Origin of the sequence: Niallia taxi, assembly GCF_004005475.1 — a bacterium.
Classification (GTDB): domain Bacteria; phylum Bacillota; class Bacilli; order Bacillales; family Cytobacillaceae; genus Niallia; species Niallia taxi.
The window spans coordinates 205,123-231,832 of record NZ_RZTZ01000002.1; the positions used below are offsets into that span (position 1 = coordinate 205,123).

A 26,710-nucleotide genomic window follows, 5' to 3' on the forward strand; every position below is an offset into this window, starting at 1 on the left:
GGACGTCCCATGGGCGGTTTTAAGAAATTGGCCGGAAAGGCTGTGGCGATGGATCGTGTAAATGTGGACACAGATCAGATCATCCCTAAACAATTTTTGAAAAGAATTGAAAAAACAGGATTTGGACGCTTTGCATTTTATGATTGGCGATATAAAGAGAATGGTGAGCTTAATCCGGAGTTCGAATTGAATTTCCCAGAAAATCAAGGTGCGAATATTTTGATTGCAAACAAGAACTTTGGCTGTGGTTCATCAAGAGAGCATGCTCCTTGGGCACTAAATGATTATGGATTTCAAGCTGTTATTGCACCATCCTTCGCTGATATCTTTTATCAAAACTGCTTGAAAAATGGCATGCTTCCGATTGTTCTAGAAACTAGTGATGTTGAATATTTGTTAAAGGCAGCTAAAGTGCAGCCTTATAAACTTCATATTGATTTAGAGGAAGAAAAGGTAGAGGATGAAAGTGGCTTCTCAGTAAACTTTACAATCCATCCATACTGGAAAAAGATGCTTGTGAATGGATGGGATGAAATCCAAATTACCCTGCAATATGCGGATAGTATTAAAGAATATGAAAATAATATCAATACATTTGAATTAGTAAAATAACAAAGAAGAGGGTTTTCGAACCGTGAAATGCTTGTAATGTGCAGGGGAAAGCTGGACCACAAAGCATGATACGGAAGAAAGCTCCTTTTTCTTTTTAGAAATATTTAGCAATGTTGCAATGAAAACACCAACCGTGCTAAACTAGCAAAAAATAGAATAATTAGGGTGTTATGACATGAAAAAACGGGATTTGACCAAAAAGGGCAATATCATCCTTTTCCCTGATCTAGACCAAAGATACTTAGAAAGGGGCTTGGAGGCCGTCCAGAACAAAAACTTTCAAGAGGCTGTTTCCTGCTTTGAGAAGGCAATAGAAATTAACCCTGATAACAGTGAGATTAAAACAGGGCTCGTCCTAAGCTATTATGAGCTAGGCATGCTACAGGAATCAAAGAAAATGGCAAAAAGCATGCTAGAGGAAGGTCAAGGAGATTATCTTCAAGTTTTAGATTTATATATGATGATTCTTGTTCAGCTCCATGAATATGAGGAGATTGCGACAACGATCGAAGTACTCCTTGAGGACAAGCATATTCCGGCAGGGAAAATAGAGCATTTTTCCAAGCTGCTTGATTTCAGCAGGAAAATGGCTGCATTAAGTGGCACAATGGAAGAGGAGTATGCTGTTGAAGACTTTGGCGAAAGCGGTCTTGATTTGGCTTCCATCCAAGATCAAAATGAAATGCTGCTGCTTGCTGCAAAACTAGAAAAGGCAAATGTGCGGCAATACATAGACGAAGTAAAGGAATACATAGGAAATCCTCAGGCAAACCCGTTTTTCCAGTCAATGCTTTTAAATATTTTAAAAGAGCAAGAGTATGAACAGCAAGTACTCGTAAGGAAAATGGACAGGGAGATGAGCGTCGTTCCCAAAACCTTAGAGGATGTACGACTTCAGGAGCAAACGGTTGAAATTATAGCAATCCTGAAAGAAAAGCTGGAGCATCAGAATCCTGTTTTGCTCGAGAATATTGTAGCCCTGCTGGAACGCCATTTCTTTCTTCTTTATCCATTCACATTGGACGGGAAGAGCAGCGGTAGTTGGGCAGCTGCCTACCATTCTATCGTGCAGGATTACTATGGCATGCATGATGAAATGGGTGAGGATATAAGCGAGCTTTATCACGTTTCTGCTAGCGAAATAGAGACAGCAAAGGCGATAATTGCTAGTTTAGAGGAAATTTCTTATCCTAATATGTAGCTTGGATGTTGAAACAACTTGAACGTATGATATAATGTAATGGTTGCATTCGTAAAATGCGAGCGTGTATAACATTAGTAGATACCTGCTTTTAGTTATATAGAGCTGACATCTGCCGTTATTGGGGATGTCCGTATCAATATTCTCTATTAAAATAAAAGTACTATCTAAACAACTGTTAGAAGTATTGAAAAGTAGAATAGATTGTTGGAGGGAAATATAGTTATGTCAGCAAAATGGGAAGCATTAGAAGGGAACCGTGGTGTTCTTACAATTGAATTGGATGCTGAAAAGTTAAACGAAGGTTTAGACCTTGCATTCAAAAAAGTAGTTAAGCAAGTTAATATTCCTGGATTCCGTAAAGGGAAAATTCCTCGTGGAATGTTCGAACAACGCTTTGGTATCGAATCTTTATACCAAGATGCAATCGATATTCTATTGCCAGAAGCTTATGCTAACGCAATCGACGAAGCAGGCATCGAGCCAGTTGATCGTCCAGAAATCGATGTAGAGCAAATCGAAAAAGGAAAACCTGTTATCTTTAAAGCAACTGTAACGGTTAAACCAGAAGTTACTTTAGGCGATTACAAAGGTCTTGAAGTAGAAGCTGTTGACACAAACGTTACAGACGAAGATGTAGATGCAGAAATTAAAGCATTGCAAGAAAAACAAGCTGAACTTGTTGTTAAAGAAGAAGGAAAAGCTGAATTAGGCGATACAGTTGTTATCGACTTCGAAGGTTTCCAAGATGGAGTTGCTTTTGAAGGCGGAACTGCTGAAAACTTCTCTCTAGAACTTGGTTCAGGTCAATTTATTCCAGGATTCGAAGAGCAATTAGTTGGTCTTGCTTCTGGAGAAAGCAAAGAAGTAGAAGTATCATTCCCAGAGGAATACCATGCTGCTGAGCTAGCTGGAAAGCCTGCTACATTCAAAGTTACTGTTCAAGAAATCAAAGGCAAAGAACTTCCTGAATTAGATGATGAGTTTGCTAAAGATGTTGATGCTGAAGCAGAAACATTGGCAGAACTTAAAGAAAAAATCAAAACTCGTCTAGAAGCAGACAGAAAGCACCAAGCAGAACATGCTGTTCGTGACACAGTAGTAGAAAAAGCTGCTGCTAACGCTACAATCGATGTTCCATCTGCAATGGTTGACACAGAAATCGATCGCATGATGAACGAATTCGAACAACGTTTGCAAATGCAAGGTATGAACCTTGAGCTTTACTTCCAATTCTCTGGTCAAGATGAAGCAGCTCTTAAAGAGCAAATGCAAGAAGATGCAGCACAACGTGTTCGCGTTAACTTGACTCTTGAAGCAATTGTAAATGCAGAAAACATTACAGTTTCTGAAGAAGAAGTAACAGCTGAGCTAGACAAAATGGCAGAAATGTACAACATGGGCACAGATGCTATTAAACAAGCACTTGGTGGCGTTGAAAACCTACAAATGGATCTTAAAATCAGAAAAGCAATCGATTTCCTTGTAGAAAACAGCAAAACTGTTGCATAATAGAAGTAAGCAAAATAACTAAGGCGCGAAGTATCGTGCCTTAGTTTTATATTAGCGATTACCAACATATAATAAGATTTAAAGAGAGCTTGATTTCCCTTTTTTTCTTGTACAGGAATTCATACATATAAAAAGAGTGGTGTAACCAGACTTAAAGCAGGCAAAACTGGTTATGCTTAATAGAAGCACTTACGTTTTACCGCGATAGGATTATTTGGAAAGGTTCATCCAAGTTGTATCATTTCCTGTACAAACATCAATATGGTACAATGCAATACATAACTGTTGTAAAAAAAAGATAAATAGATGATTAACTTTTTAATCCGTGCGGTAAAACATATATATAAGAGTACTTAAGGGGTGAACATATGTTTAAATTTAATGATGAAAAAGGTCAATTAAAATGCTCCTTCTGTGGTAAAACTCAAGATCAAGTCCGCAAGCTTGTTGCAGGACCTGGCGTGTACATATGTGATGAATGTATTGAATTATGTACAGAGATAGTCGAAGAGGAGCTTGGCACAGAAGAAGAAGTGGAGTTCAAGGATGTACCAAAGCCGGCAGAAATCCGCGATATACTTGATGAGTATGTTATCGGACAGGAGCAAGCAAAAAAATCCTTGTCTGTAGCCGTTTATAATCACTATAAACGCATCAACTCAAACAGTAAAATCGATGATGTAGAATTATCAAAGAGTAATATTGCCATGATTGGACCAACAGGAAGCGGTAAAACGCTATTGGCACAAACACTTGCTAGAATCCTGAATGTTCCTTTTGCAATTGCTGATGCTACTTCATTAACTGAAGCAGGTTATGTTGGTGAGGATGTAGAGAACATTCTCTTGAAGTTAATTCAATCTGCTGACTATGATGTGGAAAAAGCGGAAAAAGGTATCATTTATATCGATGAAATCGATAAAGTGGCACGTAAATCAGAAAACCCGTCTATCACGAGAGATGTATCTGGTGAAGGTGTGCAGCAAGCATTGCTGAAAATCCTTGAAGGAACTGTTGCAAGTGTTCCGCCTCAAGGAGGAAGAAAACACCCGCATCAAGAATTTATCCAAATTGATACAACTAATATTCTTTTCATTTGCGGCGGTGCTTTTGACGGAATTGAACCGATTATCAAAAGACGTCTTGGTCAAAAGGTAATTGGATTTGGCGGAGAAACAAAAGTAGAAGAAGTCGAAGATAAAGACTTGCTTTCAAAGGTCCTTCCAGAAGACTTGCTGCGTTTTGGACTTATCCCGGAATTCATCGGTCGTCTTCCAGTTATTTCAAGCTTAGGACAGCTTGATGAAGAAGCGCTTGTTGAAATTTTGACAAAGCCAAAAAATGCTTTAGCGAAACAGTACAAAAAAATGCTTGAGCTTGATAATGTTGAATTGGAATTTGAAGACGATGCCTTAAAGGAAATTGCTAAAAAAGCAATTGAAAGAAAAACAGGTGCTCGTGGACTTCGTTCCATCATTGAAGGCATTATGCTTGATGTAATGTTCGATCTTCCTTCACGTGAAGATATCGTTAAATGCATTATCACTAAAGAAACAGTCGCGGATAACGCTGCTCCAAAGCTTGTTTTAGAAGATGGAACAGTTGTCGATAAAGAAACGAAAACATCTGCATAACAACAGTTAGCTTTAATAATTAGGGCTGGAATCATATTGATTCCAGCCCTTTGTTTTTGTCTTATAACACATACCTTTTGCTAAAGGTAAATACAAAATCCTAAAACATTCCATGATTTTTCCATGAAATATTGTTTATTCCAACTCTAGGAAGGAGATACTACTTTCTATCAGCAAGATTTAATTCAGGAGGTAATAATATGAGTTGGACAGAGATTGCTTTATTTGTACAACTATTCTTTGGCATCATAATTGGCCTGTATTTTTGGAACCTTTTAAAAAGTCAAAGAACACAGAAAGTATCAATTGATCGGGAATCAAAAAAGGAAATGGATCAACTGAGAAAAATGCGTTCGATCTCTTTGACTGCACCGTTATCTGAAAAGGTCAGGCCAACAAGCTTTGAAGATATAGTTGGACAAGAGGACGGCATAAAGGCATTAAAGGCAGCCCTTTGTGGTCCTAATCCTCAGCACGTCATCATATACGGGCCGCCTGGAGTTGGAAAGACAGCTGCAGCGAGACTAGTATTGGAAGAATCCAAACGAAATTCAAAATCACCCTTCAAAAAAACTTCCGTTTTTGTTGAGCTTGATGCAACAACAGCGAGATTTGATGAAAGGGGTATTGCAGATCCTCTTATTGGTTCTGTTCATGATCCAATTTACCAAGGTGCCGGTGCAATGGGACAAGCGGGTATTCCACAGCCTAAACAAGGCGCTGTCACAAATGCACACGGAGGAGTACTTTTTATTGATGAAATTGGGGAGCTTCACCCAACGCAAATGAACAAGCTGCTCAAGGTTTTGGAGGATAGGAAGGTATTTCTCGAAAGTGCTTATTACAATGAGGAAAACACGCAAATTCCAACACATATCCACGACATTTTCCAGAACGGACTGCCAGCAGATTTTAGGCTGATTGGTGCTACAACTCGGACGCCAAACGAGATTCCGCCAGCCATTCGTTCTAGATGCATGGAAGTCTTTTTCCGGGAATTAACAGCAGATGAAGTAGTGAAAATAGGGAAAAAGGCTGCCGATAAGGTGCGTTTGGATATCAGTGAACAAAGCTTAAACACGCTTGCTGAATATGCACGCAACGGGCGCGAAGCTGTCAACATCGTACAAATATCAGCTGGGCTGGCCATAAGCGAAGATCGTACATATATAAAAAATGATGAACTAGAATGGGTTATTCATTCAAGCCAGCTCTCTCCAAGAATGGAACGGAAAATCAATGATGAATCGCACGTAGGAATTGTGAATGGACTTGCAGTGCAAGGTCCGAATATGGGCGCACTTCTTGAAATTGAAGTTACGGCCATTCCAGCTGAAAAGGATAAAGGCTCTATTAATATTACGGGAATTGTGGAAGAAGAAAGCATTGGAGGCCAAGGAAAGTCAATAAGAAGAAAAAGTATGGCAAAGGGTTCAATCGAAAATGTCATTACAGTGCTTCGGTCTATGGGTGTTCCAGCAGATCAGTTTGACATCCATGTTAATTTTCCTGGCGGTGTACCAATTGATGGACCATCTGCCGGTATCTCCATGGCTTCAGGCATTTATTCAGCCATTTACAATCAACCGATTGACAGGAAGGTAGCCATGACTGGTGAAATAAGTATTCATGGTAAGGTAAAACCTGTCGGCGGTGTGTTTGCAAAGGTGAAAGCTGCTCAAAAAGCAGGAGTAGAGAAAGTGATTATCCCAGAGGAAAATATGCAGTCTGTTTTGAAAGAAATCACAGGAATTACGATTATTCCAGTGTCATCCTTCCAGCAAGTATTAGAGCTTGCTTTGTTGAAGGAAGGGGAAGCGATACCAGCTTCGATTGATATATCTAAAAAAGAAAGCGTATAAAAACAAAGAAGCAAGCCCTGCTTGCAGATGCTGGCATATAAATGCCAGCATCTGCTGTAGAGCTTTTTTCATTATGAAAAAGAAAAGGTATTGCTTGAATGTCAATTCATTTATAAGATGGCAAAGATGATTTATAATGTAGGCTAGAACTGGATGTTAATTCTTTTGCAGAAAGAGGACATAATACAGGCCATTTGTTAAAATAATAACATTATGGGATAAAAGAAAGCTTATAAGCAACACCACTCGTTAAATAAATGGTTTTAATAAGAATAAAAGAACATCGTATAGATGCTTGCAATTTAAAGTGAATAAAATAGGGAGTCAATTAGTTCTAATTCCTTTTTCTCTATAATAACCCTAGTTAATAGACACTTTTTCCTAAATAGGATAGAATTGTACAAAGTATGAAATGCGATGCTGGAGGTGCAACGTCATGGAGGAAAAAAAGAATACACTAGTACCCCTCCTGCCGCTTCGAGGATTACTTGTTTATCCAACAATGGTATTACACTTGGATGTTGGTAGAGAAAAATCGGTGCAGGCACTTGAAAAAGCAATGGTTGATGACCATCTGATTTTTCTAACAATGCAAAAAGATATTGATATTGATGATCCTGCTGAGGAAGAATTGTACAAAATCGGGACTTTGACTAAAGTTAAGCAGATGCTGAAGCTTCCAAACGGCACGATCCGCGTATTGGTGGAAGGGCTGAAAAGAGCCAAATTTATTGAATTGACAGAAGAAGACGGGTATTATGCCGCTACACTAGAAATAATGGAAGAGGATACTTCAAAGGATGTAGAAGATGAAGCGTTAATGAGAACAATGCTTCAGTATTTTGAGCAATACATAAAGATTTCCAAAAAAATCTCTAATGAAACGTATGCTACAGTTTCTGATATGGAAGAACCAGGGCGCATGGCGGATATTATTGCATCACATCTGCCAATAAAGCTAAAGGAAAAACAGAAAATACTGGAAACATTAGATAACAAGCAACGTATGAATCAAGTGATTGACATCATTCATAATGAAAAGGAAGTCTTAAGCCTAGAGAAGAAGATTGGGCAGCGTGTGAAGAAGTCCATGGAAAGAACGCAGAAGGAATATTACTTGCGTGAACAAATGAAAGCAATCCAAAAAGAGCTTGGTGATAAAGACGGTAAAAGCGGTGAAGTAAGCACGCTTGCCGAAAAAATTGAACAGGCAGGGATGCCGGAGCATGTTAAAGCCACTGCCTTAAAGGAACTGGATCGTTACGAGAAGATTCCTTCCACTTCTGCAGAGAGCTCTGTTATTCGTAATTATATTGATTGGCTGCTTGCATTGCCATGGAGCAATGCAACTGAAGATGACTTGAACATCAAAAAGGCTGAAAAAATATTGGATCAGGATCATTATGGTCTTGAAAAGGTCAAGGAGCGCGTGTTAGAGTATTTAGCAGTGCAAAGCTTAACTAATTCGCTTAAAGGACCAATCCTTTGTCTTGCTGGACCTCCAGGCGTAGGTAAAACAAGCTTAGCTCGTTCTATTGCCAAGTCACTTAACCGTAACTTTGTGCGTATTTCCCTTGGCGGAGTCAGAGATGAATCCGAAATAAGAGGACATAGAAGAACATATGTAGGAGCAATGCCTGGTCGCATCATTCAAGGAATGAAAAAGGCAGGTACTATCAACCCTGTATTCCTATTGGATGAAATCGACAAAATGTCCAATGATTTCAGAGGTGATCCATCTTCCGCAATGCTTGAGGTTTTGGACCCAGAACAAAATAGCAACTTCAGTGATCATTATATTGAAGAAACATATGATCTTTCCAATGTTATGTTTATTGCAACAGCAAATAACTTGGCAACAATTCCGGGACCGCTTCGTGATCGGATGGAGATTATCTCTATATCTGGATATACAGAGCTGGAGAAAATCCATATTGCTAAGGATCATTTATTGCTTAAGCAAATTAAAGACCATGGTTTGACTAAAGGGCAGCTGCAAATAAGAGAGGATGCCATCCAACAAATTGTTCGCCACTATACACGTGAAGCTGGAGTAAGAAGCTTGGAACGTCAAATTGCGACGATTTGCCGCAAAACCGCAAAAATGATTGTATCAGAAGAAAAGAAAAAAATAATTCTGACAAGCAAAAATGTGGAGGAATTCCTTGGTAAGCCGATTTTCCGATACGGTCAGGCTGAATTGGAGGATCAGGTCGGTGTTGCAACAGGGCTTGCTTACACAACTGTTGGCGGCGATACATTGCAAATTGAAGTAGCGTTGGCACCAGGAAAAGGGAAGCTTGTATTAACAGGGAAATTGGGAGATGTAATGAAGGAATCAGCACAGGCTGCTTTCAGTTATATCCGCTCCAAATCGGAGGAGCTTGGAATTGATCCGAAATTCCATGAAAAATTTGATATTCACATTCATGTACCAGAAGGAGCAGTTCCAAAGGATGGTCCTTCAGCAGGTATTACAATGGTAACAGCACTTGTATCTGCATTGTCTGGCAAGCCGATTAAAAGAGAAGTTGGCATGACAGGGGAAGTAACTTTGCGCGGCAGGGTTCTCCCTATCGGGGGTTTGAAGGAAAAATCACTGAGTGCACATCGTGCAGGCTTGACGACCATTATTGCACCAAAGGATAATGAAAAAGATTTAGATGATATACCAGAAAGTGTTCGCGAGGAACTGAACTTTATTCTTGTTTCTCATGTGGACGAAGTATTAAAACATGCTCTGAACGGAAGTGTAAATTCTTGAAAGTAAATAGTGCAGAAATAGTGATAAGTGCAGTAAAGCCGCATCAATATCCGGATACGGATATACCGGAATTCGCGTTAGCAGGAAGATCAAATGTTGGGAAGTCTTCGTTCATCAATAAGATGCTCGGAAGAAAGGCTCTTGCCCGCATTTCCTCCAAGCCAGGTAAAACGCAGACATTGAATTTTTATTTAATCAATGAAATCCTGCATTTCGTAGATGTTCCTGGTTACGGATACGCAAAGGTATCAAAAAAAGAGCGAGAAGCATGGGGTAGAATGATTGAAACGTATTTTACATCAAGAGAACAGCTTAAAGCTGTCGTCTTGATTACAGATTTACGGCATGCCCCTACTAAGGACGATGTCATGATGTATGAATTTTTAAAGCATTATGGCATTCCGGCAATTATTATTGCCACAAAGGCGGACAAGATTTCAAAATCGCAATGGCAAAAGCATTTGAAAGTAACAAGGGAAACATTAGATCTTAGTAAGGATGATCACCTTATTCTTTTCTCAAGCGAAACAGGTGAGGGAAAAGACAAGGTTTGGTCTTTGCTGCAGTATCTTGCGAAAAACTAAACAAAAAAAAGCTGAATCAACTGTGATTCAGCTTTTTTTTGTTTATAGAGAAAAGACAGCAATAATAGGGCTTTTTTCCGGGTAAGCTAACAGTAAAACATGCAGTAGGAGGAAGTTTCTTGTGACGAATGGAAATCCGATATCTATATTTGCACTTGGTGGATTAAATGAAATAGGAAAAAACATGTATGTAATAGAATATGATGATACAATCTTGGCGATTGACTGCGGTAATAAATTTCCTGATGAAAGTCTGCATGGAATTGATTTAATTATCCCTGATATCAGTTATTTAGTGGAGAATAAAGACAAGGTAAAGGGACTAATTGTCACACATGGACATGAGGATCATATCGGCGGTATTCCATATCTCCTTAAACAATTGAATGTTCCTGTCTATGGAACTAGGTTTACACTTGGGTTAATAGAGCTAAAGCTGAAGGAGCACGGACTTGTTCGGGATACGGAAATGATTGAAATTAACAATACTTCACAATTGCAATTCGGTGAGATTAAAGCCGAGTTTTTTAAGGTGAATCACAGTATTCCTGATTGCATAGGTATTGTGTTCCGTACTCCACAAGGAAATATTGTGCATACAGGAGATTTCAAATTTGATTTAACACCTGCTAATAAGGAAAACTCCGATATTCATAAAATGGCACAAATTGGGTCAAAAGGTGTGCTGCTGCTTATATCTGAAAGCACAAATGCAGAACGGCCTGGTCTTTCCCCTTCTGAGCAGTTAGTAGGGCGCCATATCCTTGAAGCGTTTCAAAAAGCAGACAGGAAAGTGATTTTATCAACATTTGCCTCGAATATTAACAGGGTACAGCAAGTAGTCGATGCAGCAATGGAGACGAATCGCAAGCTGGCGCTTCTTGGCAGGAGTATGCTTAATGTGGTGGAGGTAGCAATGGAGCGGGGGTATTTACAGGTACCTGAGGGCTTGCTTATTGATCAGGGCGAAATTGAGCTTTTTCCTCCTGAAAAGGTAGCGATACTTTGTACAGGCAGCCAAGGCGAACCATTAGCAGCCCTTGCCAGATTATCGACTGGAAATTTTCGAGGAGTTGAAGTTCTGCGAGGTGATACTGTTATTTTTGCAGCTGGCCCAATACCAGGAAATGAGCGATATGTTTCTCGTGTTGTTGATAATTTCTTTGCAATCGGTGCGAAGGTAATTTACGGATCCGGCACTACGTCAGGCATGCATGTATCTGGACATGGCTATCAAGAGGATTTAAAATTGATGCTCACATTAATGAAGCCGAAATATTTTATTCCGATCCACGGTGAGTACAGAATGCTCAATCAGCACCGCAATCTAGCCGAAGCAGTCGGTGTAGAAACAGGCAATACTTTTATTATCGGTAATGGCGATGTTGTCGACATTCAATCGGAAAAGGCTAGATTCACAAGAAAGGTTCATGCAGGCAATACCTACATCGACGGAATCGGAATAGGAGATGTCGGTGAAATTGTATTGAGAGACCGTAAACAGCTTTCAGAGGATGGAATGCTTGTCATTGTCCTGACAATGAGTAAGCAGGAAAAGAAACTAATAGCAGAACCAGATACCATCTCAAGAGGCTTTGTTTACGTTCGAGACGCTGAAGACCTTATTCGCTCCGTAAACAGTGTCATTAAAGAAGCGGTCTCCACTGTTGATGCAAGAGGCAGAAATCAGTGGGGTGCAATTAAGCAAGAAGTCAGAAAAGCGGCAGGGCAGTATATATTTCATCAAACAAAACGTAAACCGATGATTTTACCGATTATTATAGAAGTATAAAAGGATGAGACTCCTACAGCTAGTCTGCAGGAGTCTCATCCCTGTATTCAATAATCAATATCCTCTAGCTTTTAAGTGTCGGATTACTTCCATATATAAAACCTACTTTAAGCAGATTTTTCATTTCCGCTTAGAAAGCAAAAAATACCCGCCAATAAGCAAAAACAACAGTGGTGTAAGAAACTTAAGTGTTTCCTGCCCTACTTGAATGAAAGTAATCGAGTCTATAATATCTTCATAAAATAGCAGAAAACCTGCCAAAAGCAGAAACAGTACACCATTCATCAGCCCAGATCCTGCCTTTTGGTGGAAAAGAATAAATCCTAAGGCGATAATCAGCAGAAAAGTTCCTGTATCATTTGGCCAAATGGCTAGTTTATTGACAAGTTGAAAATGAAGGCCGAACCCAGTCAAAATCACCCCAGGCAATATCGAGCTATAATCCTTGCCTAAAAACCCTTGAAACAGAAACGCTAATCCAACGATTATAAGCAAGGTAGGCCAGGAATAAAAAGACTCAAAAGGAGTTACCTTCAGCACTTTAAGCAAAAAGTAAATTCCAAACCCAACTAGTGCAACACCAGTAAATAACTTATGAGATTTCATATTTCCTCCGTTTCCAGTAATACAAACTTGAATCCAAATGATATCTTTGTTAATGTACTTGAGTGGATAGCATTGCATATGCTATTAGGACAGTACATTTAACGAAATAAATTCCAAAAAAACAGCTGTTTTCATAGATAATTTTGGCATGTATGTATACACTATTACTAGTAAGTAAAGATAGTATAAAACTGACTTTGCCAATAATACTATATGTTAACATATCAATTCACAATTTGTTCACAATTATAGTCATATTTGTTGCACATTATCGTTTGTTTTTTGTTATAATAAATACATGTTTAGAATAATTATAAATAAAGAATCGGATTTTCATTGAAATCTTTGGGGGTATCAATTACTTATGCATATAGTTGTCGTTGGACTAAATTATAAAACGGCCCCAGTAGAAATTAGAGAACGTTTAACATTTGACTCTTCTGCACTCGGGGAAGCAATGAGTCAATTGCAAAAGAAAAAAAGCATTCTGGAAAATATCATCATTTCTACTTGTAATCGTACAGAAATTTATGCTGTTGTCGACCAATTGCATACTGGTCGTTACTATATAAAAGAGTTCTTATCTGAATGGTTTGAGATTGACCAAGCAGAATTTAGTCCATATATATTTATTTACGAACAGGATGGAGCAATGAACCATCTTTTTCAAGTTGCATGTGGTTTAAATTCTATGGTCGTAGGAGAAACTCAAATTCTTGGGCAGGTTCGTGCAAGTTTCCTAGAGGCACAAGCCATTGAGTCTTCAGGAACAGTATTTAATCAGCTATTTAAACAGGCTGTTACACTAGCTAAAAAAGCACATACAGAAACAGACATTGGAGCAAATGCCGTTTCTGTCAGCTATGCTGCTGTAGAATTAGCAAAAAAAATATTCGGTACATTAGACAATAAGAATGTGCTGATATTAGGTGCAGGGAAGATGGGCGAGCTTGCTATTCAAAATCTGTACAGCAATGGGGCGAAAAATGTAACGGTAATAAACCGGACATTTGAAAAGGCACAAAGCTTGGCAGAGCGTTTTGAAGGTCAGGCGAAATCCTTGAGCGAGCTGCAATGCGCATTAATTGATGCTGACATTCTAATCAGCTCAACAGGTGCTAGTTCGTTTGTAATCACGAAAAGCATGATGAATACAGTGGAAAAGATTCGCAAGGGAAAACCGTTATTTATGGTTGACATTGCTGTACCACGTGATTTAGATCCTGCACTTGCAGAATTAGATAGTGTATTCTTATATGATATTGACGATTTAGAAGGCATAGTCGAAGCAAACCTTCAAGAGCGCCAAAGAGAAGCAGCGAAAATTATGCTCATGATCGAACAGGAAATTGTCGAATTTAACGAATGGCTTCATTTGTTAGGAATCGTACCAGTCATTTCAGCACTTCGCGACAAAGCGTTAGCAATTCAAGGCGAAACGATGAAAAGCATCGAACGAAAGCTGCCGCATTTAAGTGACCGTGATAAAAAAGTCTTGAACAAACATACGAAAAGCATCATTAACCAAATGCTGAAGGATCCGATTCTTCATGCAAAAGAGCTTGCTTCTTCAGATAATCGCGAACAGGCAATGGAGCTATTCGTGAAAATATTCAACTTGGAGCAGGATGTCCAAACTCAAACAACAGTTGTGAAGGAAGAGAAAAAAGTAGTGTCTTCTTTACAGCCCAACTTTCAGGGCTAATTATTGACCTTAAAGCTAGATTGTTTAAAAGAGTTTTGGCATTATAGTATATGAAGTAACATTTTTCTCAAGGTTTTAACTGTTAAAGGGGAAACATATATGACAGATGCTTATTTAACTAGACTTCATGAATTTACGATTATTCTTTATGCAATATCTGTGCTCTTATACTTTTTTGATTTTATGCATAATAACCAGAAAGCCAATAGAGCAGCTTTCTGGTTACTTTCATTTGTATGGCTCTTGCAAACCGCCTTCCTGCTTATTTATATGGTGGATACGAAGCGGTTTCCTGTGCTTACAATCATGGAGGGGCTGTACTTTTATACATGGGTGCTTGTTTCCTTCTCGCTTTTAATCAACAAGCTTTTGAAAATTGATTTTATTGTCTTTTTTACAAATGTGCTCGGTTTTATCATTATGGCCATACATACATTTGCGCCAATCCGAGAGGGGACGGAGATTGCCACACAAGTAATTTCAGAGCTGCTCCTCATTCATATTACGGCAGCATTGCTTGCATACGGAGGTTTTTCGCTGTCGTTTATTTTTTCTCTTTTGTACTGTGTTCAATTTAATCTGTTGAAAAAGAAAATATGGGGAAAACGACTGAGGCGGATTCCTGATTTAACAAAATTGGAGAATATAGCTTACCTTTTTAACGTGTTCAGCGTTCCTTTATTGCTGATAGCTCTCATTCTCGGCATTCAATGGGCTAGTGTTCAGGCGCCAGGTTTTGTCTGGTATGACCCAAAAATACTGGGATCCTTTCTTGTCCTTTTTATTTACGGATGCTGTTTATATGCAAGAGTAACGCATAAACTAGTAGGGAAAGGCATTGCTTACTTCAATATTGCATGTTTCTTAATACTGTTGATTAATTTCTTTTTGGCAGGGAATTTTTCAACGTTTCACTATAAATAAATGCTACATAAAGCCGGTGAAATGCGGCTAAAAGTTTAAGCTGGAGGCATACGGATGCGAAAAATTATTGTCGGTTCAAGACGAAGCAAGTTAGCTATTACACAAACAACATGGGTTATTAATCAATTGAAAAAATTAGACCCATCCTATGAATTTGAAATTAAGGAAATGGTTACAAAAGGTGATGTTGTGTTAGATGTGACATTATCGAAGGTCGGCGGAAAAGGACTATTTGTTAAGGAAATTGAACAAGCAATGCTTGATAAAGAAATTGATATTGCGGTACACAGCATGAAGGACATGCCTGCTGTACTCCCACCAGGTTTAATCATCGGTTGTATTCCGCAAAGGGAGGACCACCGTGATGCGCTAATCAGCAAAGGTCATATCCCATTGAAGGACTTGAAGGAAGGTGCTGTTATTGGGACAAGCAGTCTCAGACGCGGTGCACAGCTATTAGCAGTAAGACCAGATTTGGAAATAAAATGGATTCGCGGCAATATCGATACAAGATTGAAGAAGCTAGAAACAGAAGATTATGATGCCATTATTCTCGCTGCGGCAGGACTTGCAAGAATGGGCTGGACAAGCGATGTTGTCACAGAATTTCTTGACCCTGAAACTTGTTTGCCGGCAGTTGGTCAAGGTGCATTATCCATTGAGTGCAGAGAAGATGATAAGGAAGTGCTTGAGCTATTGAGCAAGCTGTCATCAGAGGAAACGACGAAGACCGTTTATGCAGAAAGAGCCTTCTTAAACAAAATGGATGGCGGCTGCCAAGTTCCGATTGCAGGCTTTGCCCAAATGGTGGGCGATAAGGAGCTTACGTTGACAGCTCTTGTAACCTCTCCTGATGGCAAAACAGTATATAAAGAGGTACTAACAGGCACTAACCCAGTAGAGCTTGGTGAACAGGCCGCAGAACTGCTCACAGAGCGGGGAGCAAAGAAATTGATAGACAGCCTGAAAGATGAGAACATTATTGATGCATAACCCATTGCAAGGAAAAAGCATTCTGATACCGCGGGCGAGGAACCAAGCAGCAGCCCTTTCTGACAGGGTTAAGCTTTTAGGAGGAACACCTGTCGAAATTCCGCTGCTTGCCTTTCGCAGCCTGCCTTTGACTGAAAAAACCAAGGAGAAGCTTCTCGGAGGCGGATTTGCTTGGCTTGTGTTTACGAGCAGTAACGGAGTGAATGCTTTTTTTCAAGCTTGGGAGTTTAAAGCTCCAGAACATCTTAAAATAGCTGTCATTGGGGACAAAACTGCTGAAACATTGGCACACTATGGCTATAAAGCAGCATTCATTCCATCCTCCTTTGTTGCCGAAACGTTTGCAGAAGAATTTTCGCAGCAAGTGGCAAAACAGGAGGAAGTACTTATTGTGAAGGGAAGCTTGGCGAGAAATGTATTATACAGCTCCTTAAGGGAAGCTGGAATTGCCGCAGAAGAAGCAATTATCTATGAAACATATTTTCCTGAAAAGAGCGAATCACTGCTAGTCAAGGTCTTAAGAGAGCAGAAATTGGATGTGCTCCTGTTTACAAGCTCATCTACAGTGGAATATTTTATGGATGTGGTCCATACATATGCGCTTCAACAATCAGTTAAGACCTGTACAATTGGATGTATTGGCCCAATAACGAAGGAAAAGCTAAACGATTATGGTATAAATGTTGATATTTATCCCGACAATTTTACAGTAGACAGTATGCTTGATCGATTAGTTGAATTTTTACAAGAATAGGGGAGAACGAAATGTCATTACAATTTAAACGTCACCGTAGACTGCGTCAATCTGCAAGCATGAGAGCATTGGTAAGGGAAACTCATGTGCATGTGGACGATTTGATTTATCCTATTTTCATTGCAGAGGGTGAGAACATTAAACGGGAAATCTCATCAATGCCTGGAATTTATAATCTGTCCATTGACCGTTTGAAGGAAGAAATGGATGAAGTACAAAGCCTTGGCATTAAATCAGTCCTATTATTCGGCATTCCTTTAGAAAAGGATGAATGCGGTACACAGGCATTTCATGATCACGGCATTGTCCAAGAAGGAATTCGCTTCATCAAAAAGAATTATCCGGAGATTGTCATTATTGCTGATACATGCCTTTGCGAATATACAAGCCATGGACATTGCGGTATCGTGGAAGAAGGTCGTGTATTAAATGACGAATCATTGGAATTGCTTGTTAAAACAGCTGTAAGTCAAGCAGAAGCTGGTGCAGATATCATTGCTCCATCTAATATGATGGACGGTTTTGTAGCTGCTATCCGCAAGGGTCTTGATGAAGCAGGCTACATAGATACACCAATTATGTCATACGGAGTGAAGTATTCTTCCGCATTTTATGGACCATTCCGTGAAGCAGCGGACAGCACCCCGCAATTTGGAGACCGTAAAGCATATCAAATGGACCCTGCAAACCGTCTCGAAGCATTACGAGAAGCAGAATCAGATGCGGAAGAAGGGGCAGACTTTATGATTGTCAAACCTGGTATGCCGTATTTGGATATTGTTCGTGATATGAAAAATACCTTGAAGATGCCAATCGTTATTTACAATGTGAGCGGAGAATACAGCATGGTAAAAGCTGCTGCACAAAACGGCTGGATTGATGAAGAGCGTATTGTAATGGAAATGATGGTCAGCATGAAACGTGCCGGAGCAGATTTAATCATGACTTACTTTGCAAAAGATGTTGCACGCTGGTTGAAAGAACAATAAGAAAAGAGGGATAGCATGCGTTCATATGAAAAGTCAGAAAAAGCATTTAAGGAAGCAGTCGAATTAATGCCAGGCGGGGTTAACAGTCCTGTTCGCGCTTTTAAATCGGTAAAGCGGAATCCTGTGTTTATGGAATCAGGAAAAGGCTCTAAAATTTACGATATTGATGGCAATGAATACATTGATTATGTACTTTCATGGGGTCCCCTTATTTTAGGACATGCCAATGATCAAGTTGTGGAAGCAATTAAAAAGGTCGCAGAACAAGGGACAAGCTTTGGTGCACCGACTCTAATAGAAAATGAACTGGCCAAGCTTGTAAAAGAAAGAGTGCCAAGCATTGAGATTATTCGTATGGTATCCTCTGGAACAGAAGCTACAATGAGTGCAATCAGGCTTGCAAGAGGCTATACAGGCAGAAATAAAATTATTAAGTTTGAAGGCTGCTACCACGGCCATGGTGATTCTCTCTTGATAAAAGCAGGTTCAGGTGTTGCAACACTTGGCTTGCCAGATAGCCCAGGCGTTCCAGAAGGAGTTGCTGCCAACACGATCACGGTAGCGTACAATGACCTTGAAAGCATTAAATATGCCTTCGAAAGCTTTGGAGATGATATTGCTGGTATTATCGTTGAGCCAGTTGCAGGCAATATGGGGGTTGTACCGCCTAGAGATGGCTTCCTGCAAGGGCTGCGTGAGATTACAGAACAATACGGAGCATTACTGATCTTTGATGAGGTTATGACAGGCTTCCGCGTTGATTATGGCTGTGCACAAGGCTATTTCGGTATTACTCCTGATCTTACTTGTCTTGGAAAGGTTATTGGCGGAGGACTTCCTGTCGGCGCATATGGCGGAAAAGCAGAGATAATGAATCAAGTTGCTCCAAGTGGACCAATCTATCAAGCAGGAACATTATCAGGAAATCCGTTAGCGATGACAGCAGGCTTCCAGACATTGTCCCAGTTGACAACTGATAGCTATCAACAATTTATTCAAAAAGCAGATAAGCTAGAAGCAGGCTTGAAAGCAGCGGCAGAAAAATATGAAATTCCATTTACAGTTAACAGAGCAGGCTCTATGATTGGCTTCTTCTTCACAAATGAAGAGGTTGTTGATTATGACAGTGCAAAAACATCTAACTTAGACTATTTCGCTGCATTTTATAATGAAATGCTTGAGCAAGGTGTGTTCCTGCCTCCATCCCAATTTGAAGGCTTGTTCTTATCTACAGCTTTAAGTGATGAGGATATTGCACATACAATTAAAGCAGCAGAAATCGCATTTTCAAAATTAAAATGACTATGAAAAAAATCCAAAGTACCTGATAAAGGCTTTGGATTTTTTTTTTGTTTTTGCTGTTTTTCTAAATTCTTAAACTTTAACAGTAAAGAAGTATTCATAAAAGGGAAATGAAGTTCATAAATTGTAATTGACATAGTGATTAAACGTAAAAGGAATGAAGGGAGGAGTCGCTTTGTCTCAAGAAAATTCGTCTATTTTACGGTTTTCATTGGAAGAGTCAGTCTGGTTTCAAAAAGGACAGGAAGTAGATGATCTGCTTTCCATTTCACTGGACCCGAATATTACCATCCAAGAAAACGATCAGTATATTACCATTCAAGGATCATTAGAATTGACAGGTGAATACAATCGCACACAAAACCTCCAGTCTGAAGAAGAAGAGGTATTTAAGGCTCCGAAATTAGTTCATTCTGTTTTGGAAAGGGAAGAAGGGGTTTATGAGTTTTTACATCATTTCCCTATTGATATTACCATTCCGTTCTCACGCGTCCAAAGCGTCGATGATATCGAGGTGGAAATTGAAACATTTGATTATGTATTTCCAGAAAGAAGCTGCTTGAATCTTACTGCTGAATTATCAATTGCAGGCTTAACAACTGACGAGCATGATACTGTTGAAGAAGAGAATGATGAAGAATGGGCTGCATTTTATCCAGTGAGGGATGAAGAAGCAGACATTGCAGAGGAACAGCCTAATGCTTCACAACCAGTATATGAGTTTGTTGAACAGGAAGATGAGCTTGAGGCGTTATCTCGAGGTTATGGGCAAAGGCAGCCAGAAGAAGAGGAAGAGATAGAGATCACTGCTAGTTCCAGCACTGAGGAAGTGTCTTTTGGAGATCCAGAGGAAGAAATAGAGGCAGCGTCATACAGAGAAGCAGCAGAAGATGAGCCTGAACTTGTTGAAATTGAGGTGCCGCCGTTTCAAAGGATTAGTCCATTGATGGAAGAAGAAGAGCGAGTCTCTGCTGATTCAGGGTTACAAGAGTATGAGCCATTTGAATTAGAAGTGCGTAAAGCACCTCCTGAAAAAGAAGATGACTGGGAAGATGATGACATTTCACAGGTGCCACTATTTACAGAAGCAGATGTACAGGAGGAGCCACCCCCATTTCAGGCTGCACCTGTTGCGGACACTAGGCAGGAATTGAAGGTTTCCTTATTCAGAGCAGAGGAAGAAACCTACCCAGCAGAGGAGGTTTTTGATAAGCCAGTCCCTGAATCCTCTGAGCTAAAGCTTGATGAATCAACAGCAGAGTATGCAGAAAAAGACGAATCTTCTTCTGACGATGACAAAGGGACGAAGAAGAAAAAAGGCATTTTTGCTAAAAAGAAATCATTAACGTTCACTGAATTTTTTGCCCGAAAAGAAGAAGAAACACATACAAAGGTAAAGGTCTGCATCGTTCAGCAGGGAGATACGATTGAGAAGTTAAGTGAACGCTATAATGTCAATGTTCACACACTGTTGAAGGAAAACCATTTGGAAGTCAATCAGGATGTCGCAGAAGGGCAAGTATTATATATTCCTATTAAATTGGCAGAAAAATAAGTTTTGCAAAAGTGCTTGAAAAAGGGTAAAGCGAAGCCCCGTTATCATCATGCTGGAGATGAAGCAAATCTCTTTTTCGTCATAAGAAAGTGTGGGCGCATATGAGTGAAAAAAACACGATTAAAAAGTATACCCCCATTTTAGAACCGTATGGAGTCGAGCCTAATTTTGTGGAGGAGTTCGGCAGGATTGTAAAGATTTACTGCAATAAGGGCACATTTGCCCTTAAATCGATAGATCCACATAAAGGCTCTGACTTTATCCGTCATGTCCGAACATTATACCAAAAGGGATATAATCGAATTGTGCCGATATATCCAACGGTCGATGGAAGGTATGCAGTCTTGCATGATCATAAGCTGTATTATTTGATGCCATGGCTTCCAAATGAAGACAGGGAAAGCTATTTCAAAAAGCATCAGCAGATGTTCAGGGAATTGGCAAGGCTGCATATACTTTCATCTAAAGAAGTAAAGGTTGAAAAGGAAGACAGAGAAGAGCATTATGAAAATACACTCTTGGAACTAGAAAAGGAACAGGAGTTTCTGGATGGCTATATTGAGGAGTGTGAAAACACCGAATATATGTCCCCGTTCCAATGGATGTTTTGTATGTATTACCATGATGTTAGGCAAGCGCTGAAATATTCTGAAACAAAGCTGAAGGAATGGTATGAAGAAACGAAGGATGATGAGAAGGCAAGGGTTTCCATCATCCATGGAAAGATCTCACCAGAGCATTTTTTATATGATGAGAAAGGGTATGGGTATTTCACCAATTTTGAGAATGCCAAGTTTGGCTCCCCAAGCCATGACCTGCTCCCGTTTATCGCCAGATCCTTAAAGACAGCTCCGAAGCAGAATAACGATTGCTTAGAATGGATTTATACTTACTTCAATTATTATCCGCTTAGATCAGATGAGATGCTGCTTTTTTTAAGCTATCTGGCACATCCTGGTCCTGTGATTCGGATATGTGAGAAATATCATAAAAGCAATAAGAAAAAGAACGAGCGCAAATATGCGCAAAGCTTGTTAAAACAATATTGGCTCCTGAAGAATACCGAATATATCGTCATGCGGATTGACGAAATGGAACGGGAAAAAAAGGCACAGCAGGAGGCGCAAAAAGAGACCCAAGATTCATAAGATCTTGGGTCTTAAATTATTTCCAAGTAAATGGACAAGGCCAAAACAATTAACAGAGATAAAAAGAGTACATCGAAAGTGGTAGGCAATAGCATTGTCCGGACTCCTTGGAAAATGCAAAATGGAAGGATAAACCGCGCACATGCATTGCGAACCCCTTTAAGCCAAGGGGGATATGTGTATGGATTGAATTTTTTCTTCATAAGAATAAACCTCCTTTCAATCCTTATCCTAAATATATGGTGGCTTGAGCCTATTAAGTACTGTTTAATAGCTATACTTTCTTGCTCCAACAAAAAAAGGGGCTTCGTTTTGCTGGGCAAATGTATAAATTGAAAAAAATAAGGTTAACCTTATTGACGAAAATAACTTTTATTCGGTATTATCTATATAAATAAATAAAAAAGGCAATGACAGGGAGTAGTACAATGCTTAGTTGTTTTTTAGAGAGGAAATCACCTGCTGAAAGATTTCCATTCAACTATATTGGAAGGTAGCCCTCGAGCTTCTTTTGCGAACGGTTTAGCTCATTAGTGAAAGACGGACAGTATCCGATATCATCTTTGAAAGAGCCAATATTTTTATATTGGAAAAAAGGTGGTACCGCGAAAAACTCCCTTCGTCCTTTTATGACGAAGGGAGTTTTTTATTTGCCAAAAAAATTCAAGAATTTAAATAATTTCTTTTAGGAGGTTTATGGATATGGAAACAAATGAACTATCAATGCCAACGAAATATGATCCCCAATCCATTGAAAAAGGACGCTATGATTGGTGGCTGCAAGGTAAATTTTTTGAAGCGAAGTCAGATGAGGAAAAACAGCCTTATACGATCGTTATTCCTCCGCCGAACGTAACAGGAAAGCTTCACTTAGGCCATGCATGGGATACTACCCTGCAAGATATATTGACAAGAATGAAAAGGATGCAAGGCTATGATGTTCTTTGGCTGCCAGGAATGGACCATGCAGGAATCGCTACACAAGCAAAGGTAGAAGAAAAGCTCCGTGCCAACAATATTAGCAGATATGACTTAGGAAGAGAAAAATTTGTTGAAGAGACTTGGAAATGGAAGGAAGAATATGCTAGCCATATTCGTGAGCAATGGTCAAAGCTTGGACTTGGGCTAGACTATTCAAGAGAGCGATTCACCCTTGATGAAGGGCTGTCAAAGGCAGTTCGCGAAGTGTTTGTTTCCCTGTATAACAAAGGATTAATCTATCGCGGTGAATATATCATCAACTGGGATCCTGCTACAAAAACAGCTCTTTCTGATATCGAGGTTATTTACAAGGACGTTCAAGGTGCTTTCTATCATATGAAATATCCGCTTGCAGATGGTTCTGGCTATATTGAGGTTGCTACGACTCGTCCAGAAACAATGCTTGGAGATTCTGGTGTTGCTGTAAATCCTAAGGATGAAAGATATCAGCACTTAATCGGAAAAACAGTTATCCTGCCAATCGTTGGAAGAGAAATACCGATTGTAGCAGATGACTATGTAGAAATGGACTTTGGTTCTGGTGCAGTTAAAATGACACCTGCACATGACCCGAACGACTTTGAGGTAGGTAACCGTCATAATCTTGAACGCATTCTTGTTATGAACGAAGACGGAACAATGAATGAGCGTGCTGGCAAGTATGAAGGCATGGACCGCTTCGAATGCCGCAAGCAAATTGTCAAAGACCTTCAAGATGCAGGCGTTCTATTCAAAATTGAAGAGCATATGCATTCTGTTGGACATTCAGAGCGCAGCGGTGCAGTTGTAGAGCCATATCTTTCCACACAATGGTTCGTTAAAATGCAGCCATTGGCAGATGCAGCAATTGAATTGCAAAATAACGAAGAAGAGAAGGTTCAATTCGTTCCAAACCGCTTTGAAAATACGTATTTGCACTGGATGGAAAACATCCGTGACTGGTGTATTTCTCGTCAGCTTTGGTGGGGACATCGCATACCAGCTTGGTATCATAAAGAAACAGGCGAAGTATATGTAAACCACGAGGCTCCTAGCGATATCGAAAATTGGGAGCAAGATACAGATGTATTAGATACATGGTTCAGTTCAGCTTTATGGCCGTTCTCTACATTGGATTGGCCAGATACAGAAGCTGTTGACTTTAAACGTTATTATCCAACAGCAGCACTTGTAACAGGCTATGATATTATTTTCTTCTGGGTTTCTCGCATGATATTCCAAGGCTTGGAATTCACTGGGCAAAGACCATTTAATGATGTATTGATTCATGGACTTGTTCGTGACGAGCAAGGCAGAAAAATGAGTAAATCATTAGGCAACGGTGTTGATCCGATGGATGTTATCGCACAATACGGTGCTGACTCCTTGCGCTACTTCTTGTCTACTGGAAGCTCTCCAGGTCAAGATTTACGCTTCAGCATGGAAAAGGTTGAGTCCACTTGGAACTTCGCTAATAAAATTTGGAACGCATCTCGATTCGCACTTATGAATATGAACGGATTGACTTTTGAAGAAATCGACTTGTCTGGTGAGAAATCTGTTGCAGATAAATGGATCCTGACACGTTTGAATGAAACAATTGAAACAGTAACACGCCTGTCTGACCGTTATGAGTTTGGTGAAGTTGGCCGAATCCTTTATAACTTCATTTGGGATGATTTCTGTGACTGGTATATTGAAATGGCGAAGCTGCCTCTATACGGAGAGGACGAAGCTGCAAAGCTGACAACACGTTCTATACTTGCTTATGTATTGGACAATACAATGAGATTGCTGCATCCATTCATGCCATTCATCACAGAAGAAATCTGGCAAAACCTGCCGCATAAAGGTGAATCAATCACAACAGCAGCATGGCCGGAGGTTAATACTAGCTTTACTGATAACAAGGCTGCTAATGATATGAAGCTGCTTGTAGAAATCATTCGTTCTGTAAGAAACAGCCGTGCAGAAGTAAACACACCGATGAGCAAGAAAATTAACATTCTTCTTAAGTCACAGGATGATACGATTAAAGCAACATTGGCAGAAAATAAAGCCTATATTGAACGCTTCTGTAACCCAGAAGAATTAGAGATTGCAACAGATATTGTAATCCCTGATAAGGCAATGACTTCTGTTATTACTGGTGTAGAAATCATTCTTCCACTTGAAGGACTTATCAATATGGAAGAAGAAATCGCCCGTCTCACAAAAGAGCTTGATAAATGGACGAAAGAAGTAGACAGAGTTCAAAAGAAATTGAGCAATGAAGGCTTTGTGAAAAAGGCTCCAGAAAAAGTAATTACGGAAGAAAAAGCAAAAGAACAGGACTATCTGCAAAAGAAAGCAACTGTTGAAGCACGAATCAAAGAATTAAAGGGCGATGCATAATTACCCTAAAACTAGACGAACCCTTTACTTCCTGAGGGTTCGTCTTCCCTATTTAACGATAAATCAAAAAGAGGTGTATGAAATGTTTCAGACGTATGAAGAGGCATTGCAGTGGATACATGGCAGACTGCGCCTTGGCATCAAGCCTGGATTGACAAGAATGCATATTATGATGGAGAAGCTTGGTTTTCCGGAGAAAAAAATCAAGACAATTCATATCGGCGGTACAAATGGGAAAGGATCAACTGTTACCTATTTAAGAAGTATATTGGAAAGTGCTGGTTTAATGGTAGGAACCTTTACATCTCCTTATATTGAGCAATTTAATGAAAGAATCAGCATTAATGGTGTTCCAATAGCAGATGAAGAAATCACAAAGCTCGCTAATATCCTGTTCCCGATTGTAGAGGAAATGGACAAGGAGGAATTAGGAGGACCGACAGAATTCGAAATTATTACTGCCATGTCTTTTTATTATTTCGCTAATGTCCAAACACCAGATATAGTCTTATACGAAGTCGGCCTTGGCGGACGCTTTGATTCAACTAATATCATCAATCCCTTACTATCTATTATCACAAGCATTGGTCTTGACCATACTGCCATTTTAGGAGAAACATATGGTGAAATAGCTTTTGAAAAAGCAGGTATCATCAAGGAAAATACTCCAATTATTGCAGCAGTAAAGCAAGAGGAAGCTAAGGATGTAATTGTGAGAAGGGCTCAGGAGGAAAATGCTCCATATTATTTATTAGGAAAGCATTTTGAATTGGAGAACTATCAATCAAATGAAGATGGAGAAAGCTTTACATTTAAAACAGCGGCAACTAAACTTACTAATTTACAGATTGGCATGCTTGGGGAGCACCAGGTAGAGAATGCATCCTTAGCTGTCATGGCAGCATTGCTGCTAAAAGAAGAGCTGTGTTTAAGTGAAGAACATATTCAAAAAGGATTGCTTCATGCAAGGTGGACGGGCAGACTGGATGTCTTATCAAAGCATCCGTATGTGCTTGTTGACGGAGCGCATAACCAGGAAGGGATAGAGGCACTGGTTGAAGTTCTAGAGTCAAGATATAAAGACAAGAAGAAAAGCATTCTATTTGCTGCATTGTCTGACAAGAAAACGGATAAAATGATAGGGCAGCTTGATAAAGCGGCAGCTGACATAACATTCACAAGCTTTGATTTCCCGAGGGCAGCAACGGGAGAGGCTTTGTATACCGACAGTCATCATCCGAATAAATCGTTTACGAATGATTGGAAAAAAGCAATTACAGACAAGCTAGAAGCAATGAACGAAAGCGAAATGCTTGTAATAACAGGCTCCCTATATTTCTTATCAAATGTACTTGCATTCTTTAAGGAACAAAATTTAGGAGAAAAGTAACAGAATTTTTTACAAATTTTTATATATTA

At 39.6% G+C, this 26,710-nt stretch carries 20 protein-coding genes and 1 other annotated feature; of the genes, 18 read left to right on the forward strand and 2 right to left on the reverse strand.

What is annotated here, in order from left to right; translation table 11 throughout:
• Positions 1-9: 9 nt before the first annotated feature.
• From leuD to EM808_RS05910, 8 genes are all read left to right on the forward strand, one after another.
• Complete coding sequence (gene leuD, locus EM808_RS05875; RefSeq protein ID WP_127737193.1) at positions 10-612, forward strand: 3-isopropylmalate dehydratase small subunit; 603 nt, start codon at positions 10-12, stop codon at positions 610-612.
• A gap of 175 nt (positions 613-787) precedes the next feature.
• A complete protein-coding gene (locus EM808_RS05880) occupies positions 788-1,813 on the forward strand; it encodes a tetratricopeptide repeat protein (RefSeq protein ID WP_127737196.1) in 1,026 nt (341 codons plus the stop codon).
• A 225-nt stretch (positions 1,814-2,038) separates the two neighbouring features.
• Positions 2,039-3,325, forward strand: coding sequence for a trigger factor (gene tig, locus EM808_RS05885; RefSeq protein WP_127737198.1), 1,287 nt, complete (start codon positions 2,039-2,041; stop codon positions 3,323-3,325).
• 368 nt (positions 3,326-3,693) lie between these two features.
• Positions 3,694-4,959 (forward strand): ATP-dependent protease ATP-binding subunit ClpX, encoded by a 1,266-nt coding sequence (gene clpX / locus EM808_RS05890; protein WP_127737200.1) that lies wholly within the window; start codon positions 3,694-3,696, stop codon positions 4,957-4,959.
• A gap of 200 nt (positions 4,960-5,159) precedes the next feature.
• Positions 5,160-6,821 (forward strand): ATP-dependent protease LonB, encoded by a 1,662-nt coding sequence (gene lonB / locus EM808_RS05895; protein ID WP_127737202.1) that lies wholly within the window; start codon positions 5,160-5,162, stop codon positions 6,819-6,821.
• 436 nt (positions 6,822-7,257) lie between these two features.
• The gene (gene lon, locus EM808_RS05900; protein ID WP_127737204.1) at positions 7,258-9,585 is read left to right on the forward strand and encodes an endopeptidase La; all 2,328 of its coding nucleotides are present in this window, start codon (positions 7,258-7,260) and stop codon (positions 9,583-9,585) included.
• Positions 9,582-10,169, forward strand: a complete 588-nt coding sequence (yihA, locus tag EM808_RS05905; protein ID WP_127737206.1) for a ribosome biogenesis GTP-binding protein YihA/YsxC — start codon at positions 9,582-9,584, stop codon at positions 10,167-10,169. The genes lon and yihA overlap by 4 nt, the downstream gene beginning before the upstream one ends.
• 184 nt (positions 10,170-10,353) lie before the next feature.
• Positions 10,354-11,961, forward strand: a complete 1,608-nt coding sequence (locus tag EM808_RS05910; RefSeq protein WP_127737900.1) for a ribonuclease J — start codon at positions 10,354-10,356, stop codon at positions 11,959-11,961.
• A 120-nt stretch (positions 11,962-12,081) separates the two neighbouring features.
• Here EM808_RS05910 and EM808_RS05915 read toward each other — a convergent pair whose 3' ends face one another.
• Positions 12,082-12,567 (reverse strand): LiaI-LiaF-like domain-containing protein, encoded by a 486-nt coding sequence (locus tag EM808_RS05915; RefSeq protein WP_127737208.1) that lies wholly within the window; start codon positions 12,565-12,567, stop codon positions 12,082-12,084.
• A gap of 364 nt (positions 12,568-12,931) precedes the next feature.
• On the opposite strand from EM808_RS05915, the gene hemA reads away from it, so the two are divergent.
• The 8 genes from hemA (at position 12,932) to ysxE (ending at position 21,937) form a co-directional block, all read left to right on the forward strand.
• The gene (gene hemA / locus EM808_RS05920) at positions 12,932-14,272 is read left to right on the forward strand and encodes a glutamyl-tRNA reductase (protein ID WP_127737210.1); all 1,341 of its coding nucleotides are present in this window, start codon (positions 12,932-12,934) and stop codon (positions 14,270-14,272) included.
• A gap of 99 nt (positions 14,273-14,371) precedes the next feature.
• Entirely contained in the window at positions 14,372-15,196 is an 825-nt protein-coding gene (locus EM808_RS05925) for a cytochrome C assembly family protein (protein WP_127737212.1), read from the forward strand.
• A 54-nt stretch (positions 15,197-15,250) separates the two neighbouring features.
• The gene (gene hemC / locus EM808_RS05930; RefSeq protein ID WP_127737214.1) at positions 15,251-16,189 is read left to right on the forward strand and encodes a hydroxymethylbilane synthase; all 939 of its coding nucleotides are present in this window, start codon (positions 15,251-15,253) and stop codon (positions 16,187-16,189) included.
• On the forward strand, positions 16,182-16,943 hold the full coding sequence (locus EM808_RS05935; RefSeq protein WP_164849584.1) for a uroporphyrinogen-III synthase: 762 nt from the start codon (positions 16,182-16,184) through the stop codon (positions 16,941-16,943). Before hemC ends, EM808_RS05935 begins: the two co-directional genes overlap by 8 nt.
• 11 nt (positions 16,944-16,954) lie before the next feature.
• The gene (hemB, locus tag EM808_RS05940; protein ID WP_127737218.1) at positions 16,955-17,932 is read left to right on the forward strand and encodes a porphobilinogen synthase; all 978 of its coding nucleotides are present in this window, start codon (positions 16,955-16,957) and stop codon (positions 17,930-17,932) included.
• Positions 17,933-17,947: 15 nt separating this feature from the next.
• Positions 17,948-19,234, forward strand: coding sequence for a glutamate-1-semialdehyde 2,1-aminomutase (gene hemL, locus EM808_RS05945; protein ID WP_127737220.1), 1,287 nt, complete (start codon positions 17,948-17,950; stop codon positions 19,232-19,234).
• Positions 19,235-19,409: 175 nt separating this feature from the next.
• Positions 19,410-20,789 (forward strand): stage VI sporulation protein D, encoded by a 1,380-nt coding sequence (gene spoVID, locus EM808_RS05950; protein ID WP_235856572.1) that lies wholly within the window; start codon positions 19,410-19,412, stop codon positions 20,787-20,789.
• A gap of 101 nt (positions 20,790-20,890) precedes the next feature.
• The gene (ysxE, locus tag EM808_RS05955; protein WP_127737225.1) at positions 20,891-21,937 is read left to right on the forward strand and encodes a spore coat protein YsxE; all 1,047 of its coding nucleotides are present in this window, start codon (positions 20,891-20,893) and stop codon (positions 21,935-21,937) included.
• Positions 21,938-21,948: 11 nt separating this feature from the next.
• On the opposite strand, the gene EM808_RS05960 is transcribed toward ysxE, so the two are convergent.
• On the reverse strand, positions 21,949-22,140 hold the full coding sequence (locus tag EM808_RS05960) for a hypothetical protein (protein ID WP_127737227.1): 192 nt from the start codon (positions 22,138-22,140) through the stop codon (positions 21,949-21,951).
• Between the two features lie 198 nt (positions 22,141-22,338).
• Positions 22,339-22,567 (forward strand) — a binding site (T-box leader).
• Positions 22,568-22,639: 72 nt separating this feature from the next.
• Here EM808_RS05960 and EM808_RS05965 point away from each other — a divergent pair.
• A complete protein-coding gene (locus tag EM808_RS05965; protein WP_127737229.1) occupies positions 22,640-25,291 on the forward strand; it encodes a valine--tRNA ligase in 2,652 nt (883 codons plus the stop codon).
• An 82-nt stretch (positions 25,292-25,373) separates the two neighbouring features.
• Positions 25,374-26,681 carry a bifunctional folylpolyglutamate synthase/dihydrofolate synthase gene (locus tag EM808_RS05970; protein ID WP_127737231.1) on the forward strand — a complete coding sequence of 436 codons (1,308 nt, stop codon included), beginning with the start codon at positions 25,374-25,376 and terminating at the stop codon, positions 26,679-26,681.
• Positions 26,682-26,710 lie beyond the last annotated feature (29 nt).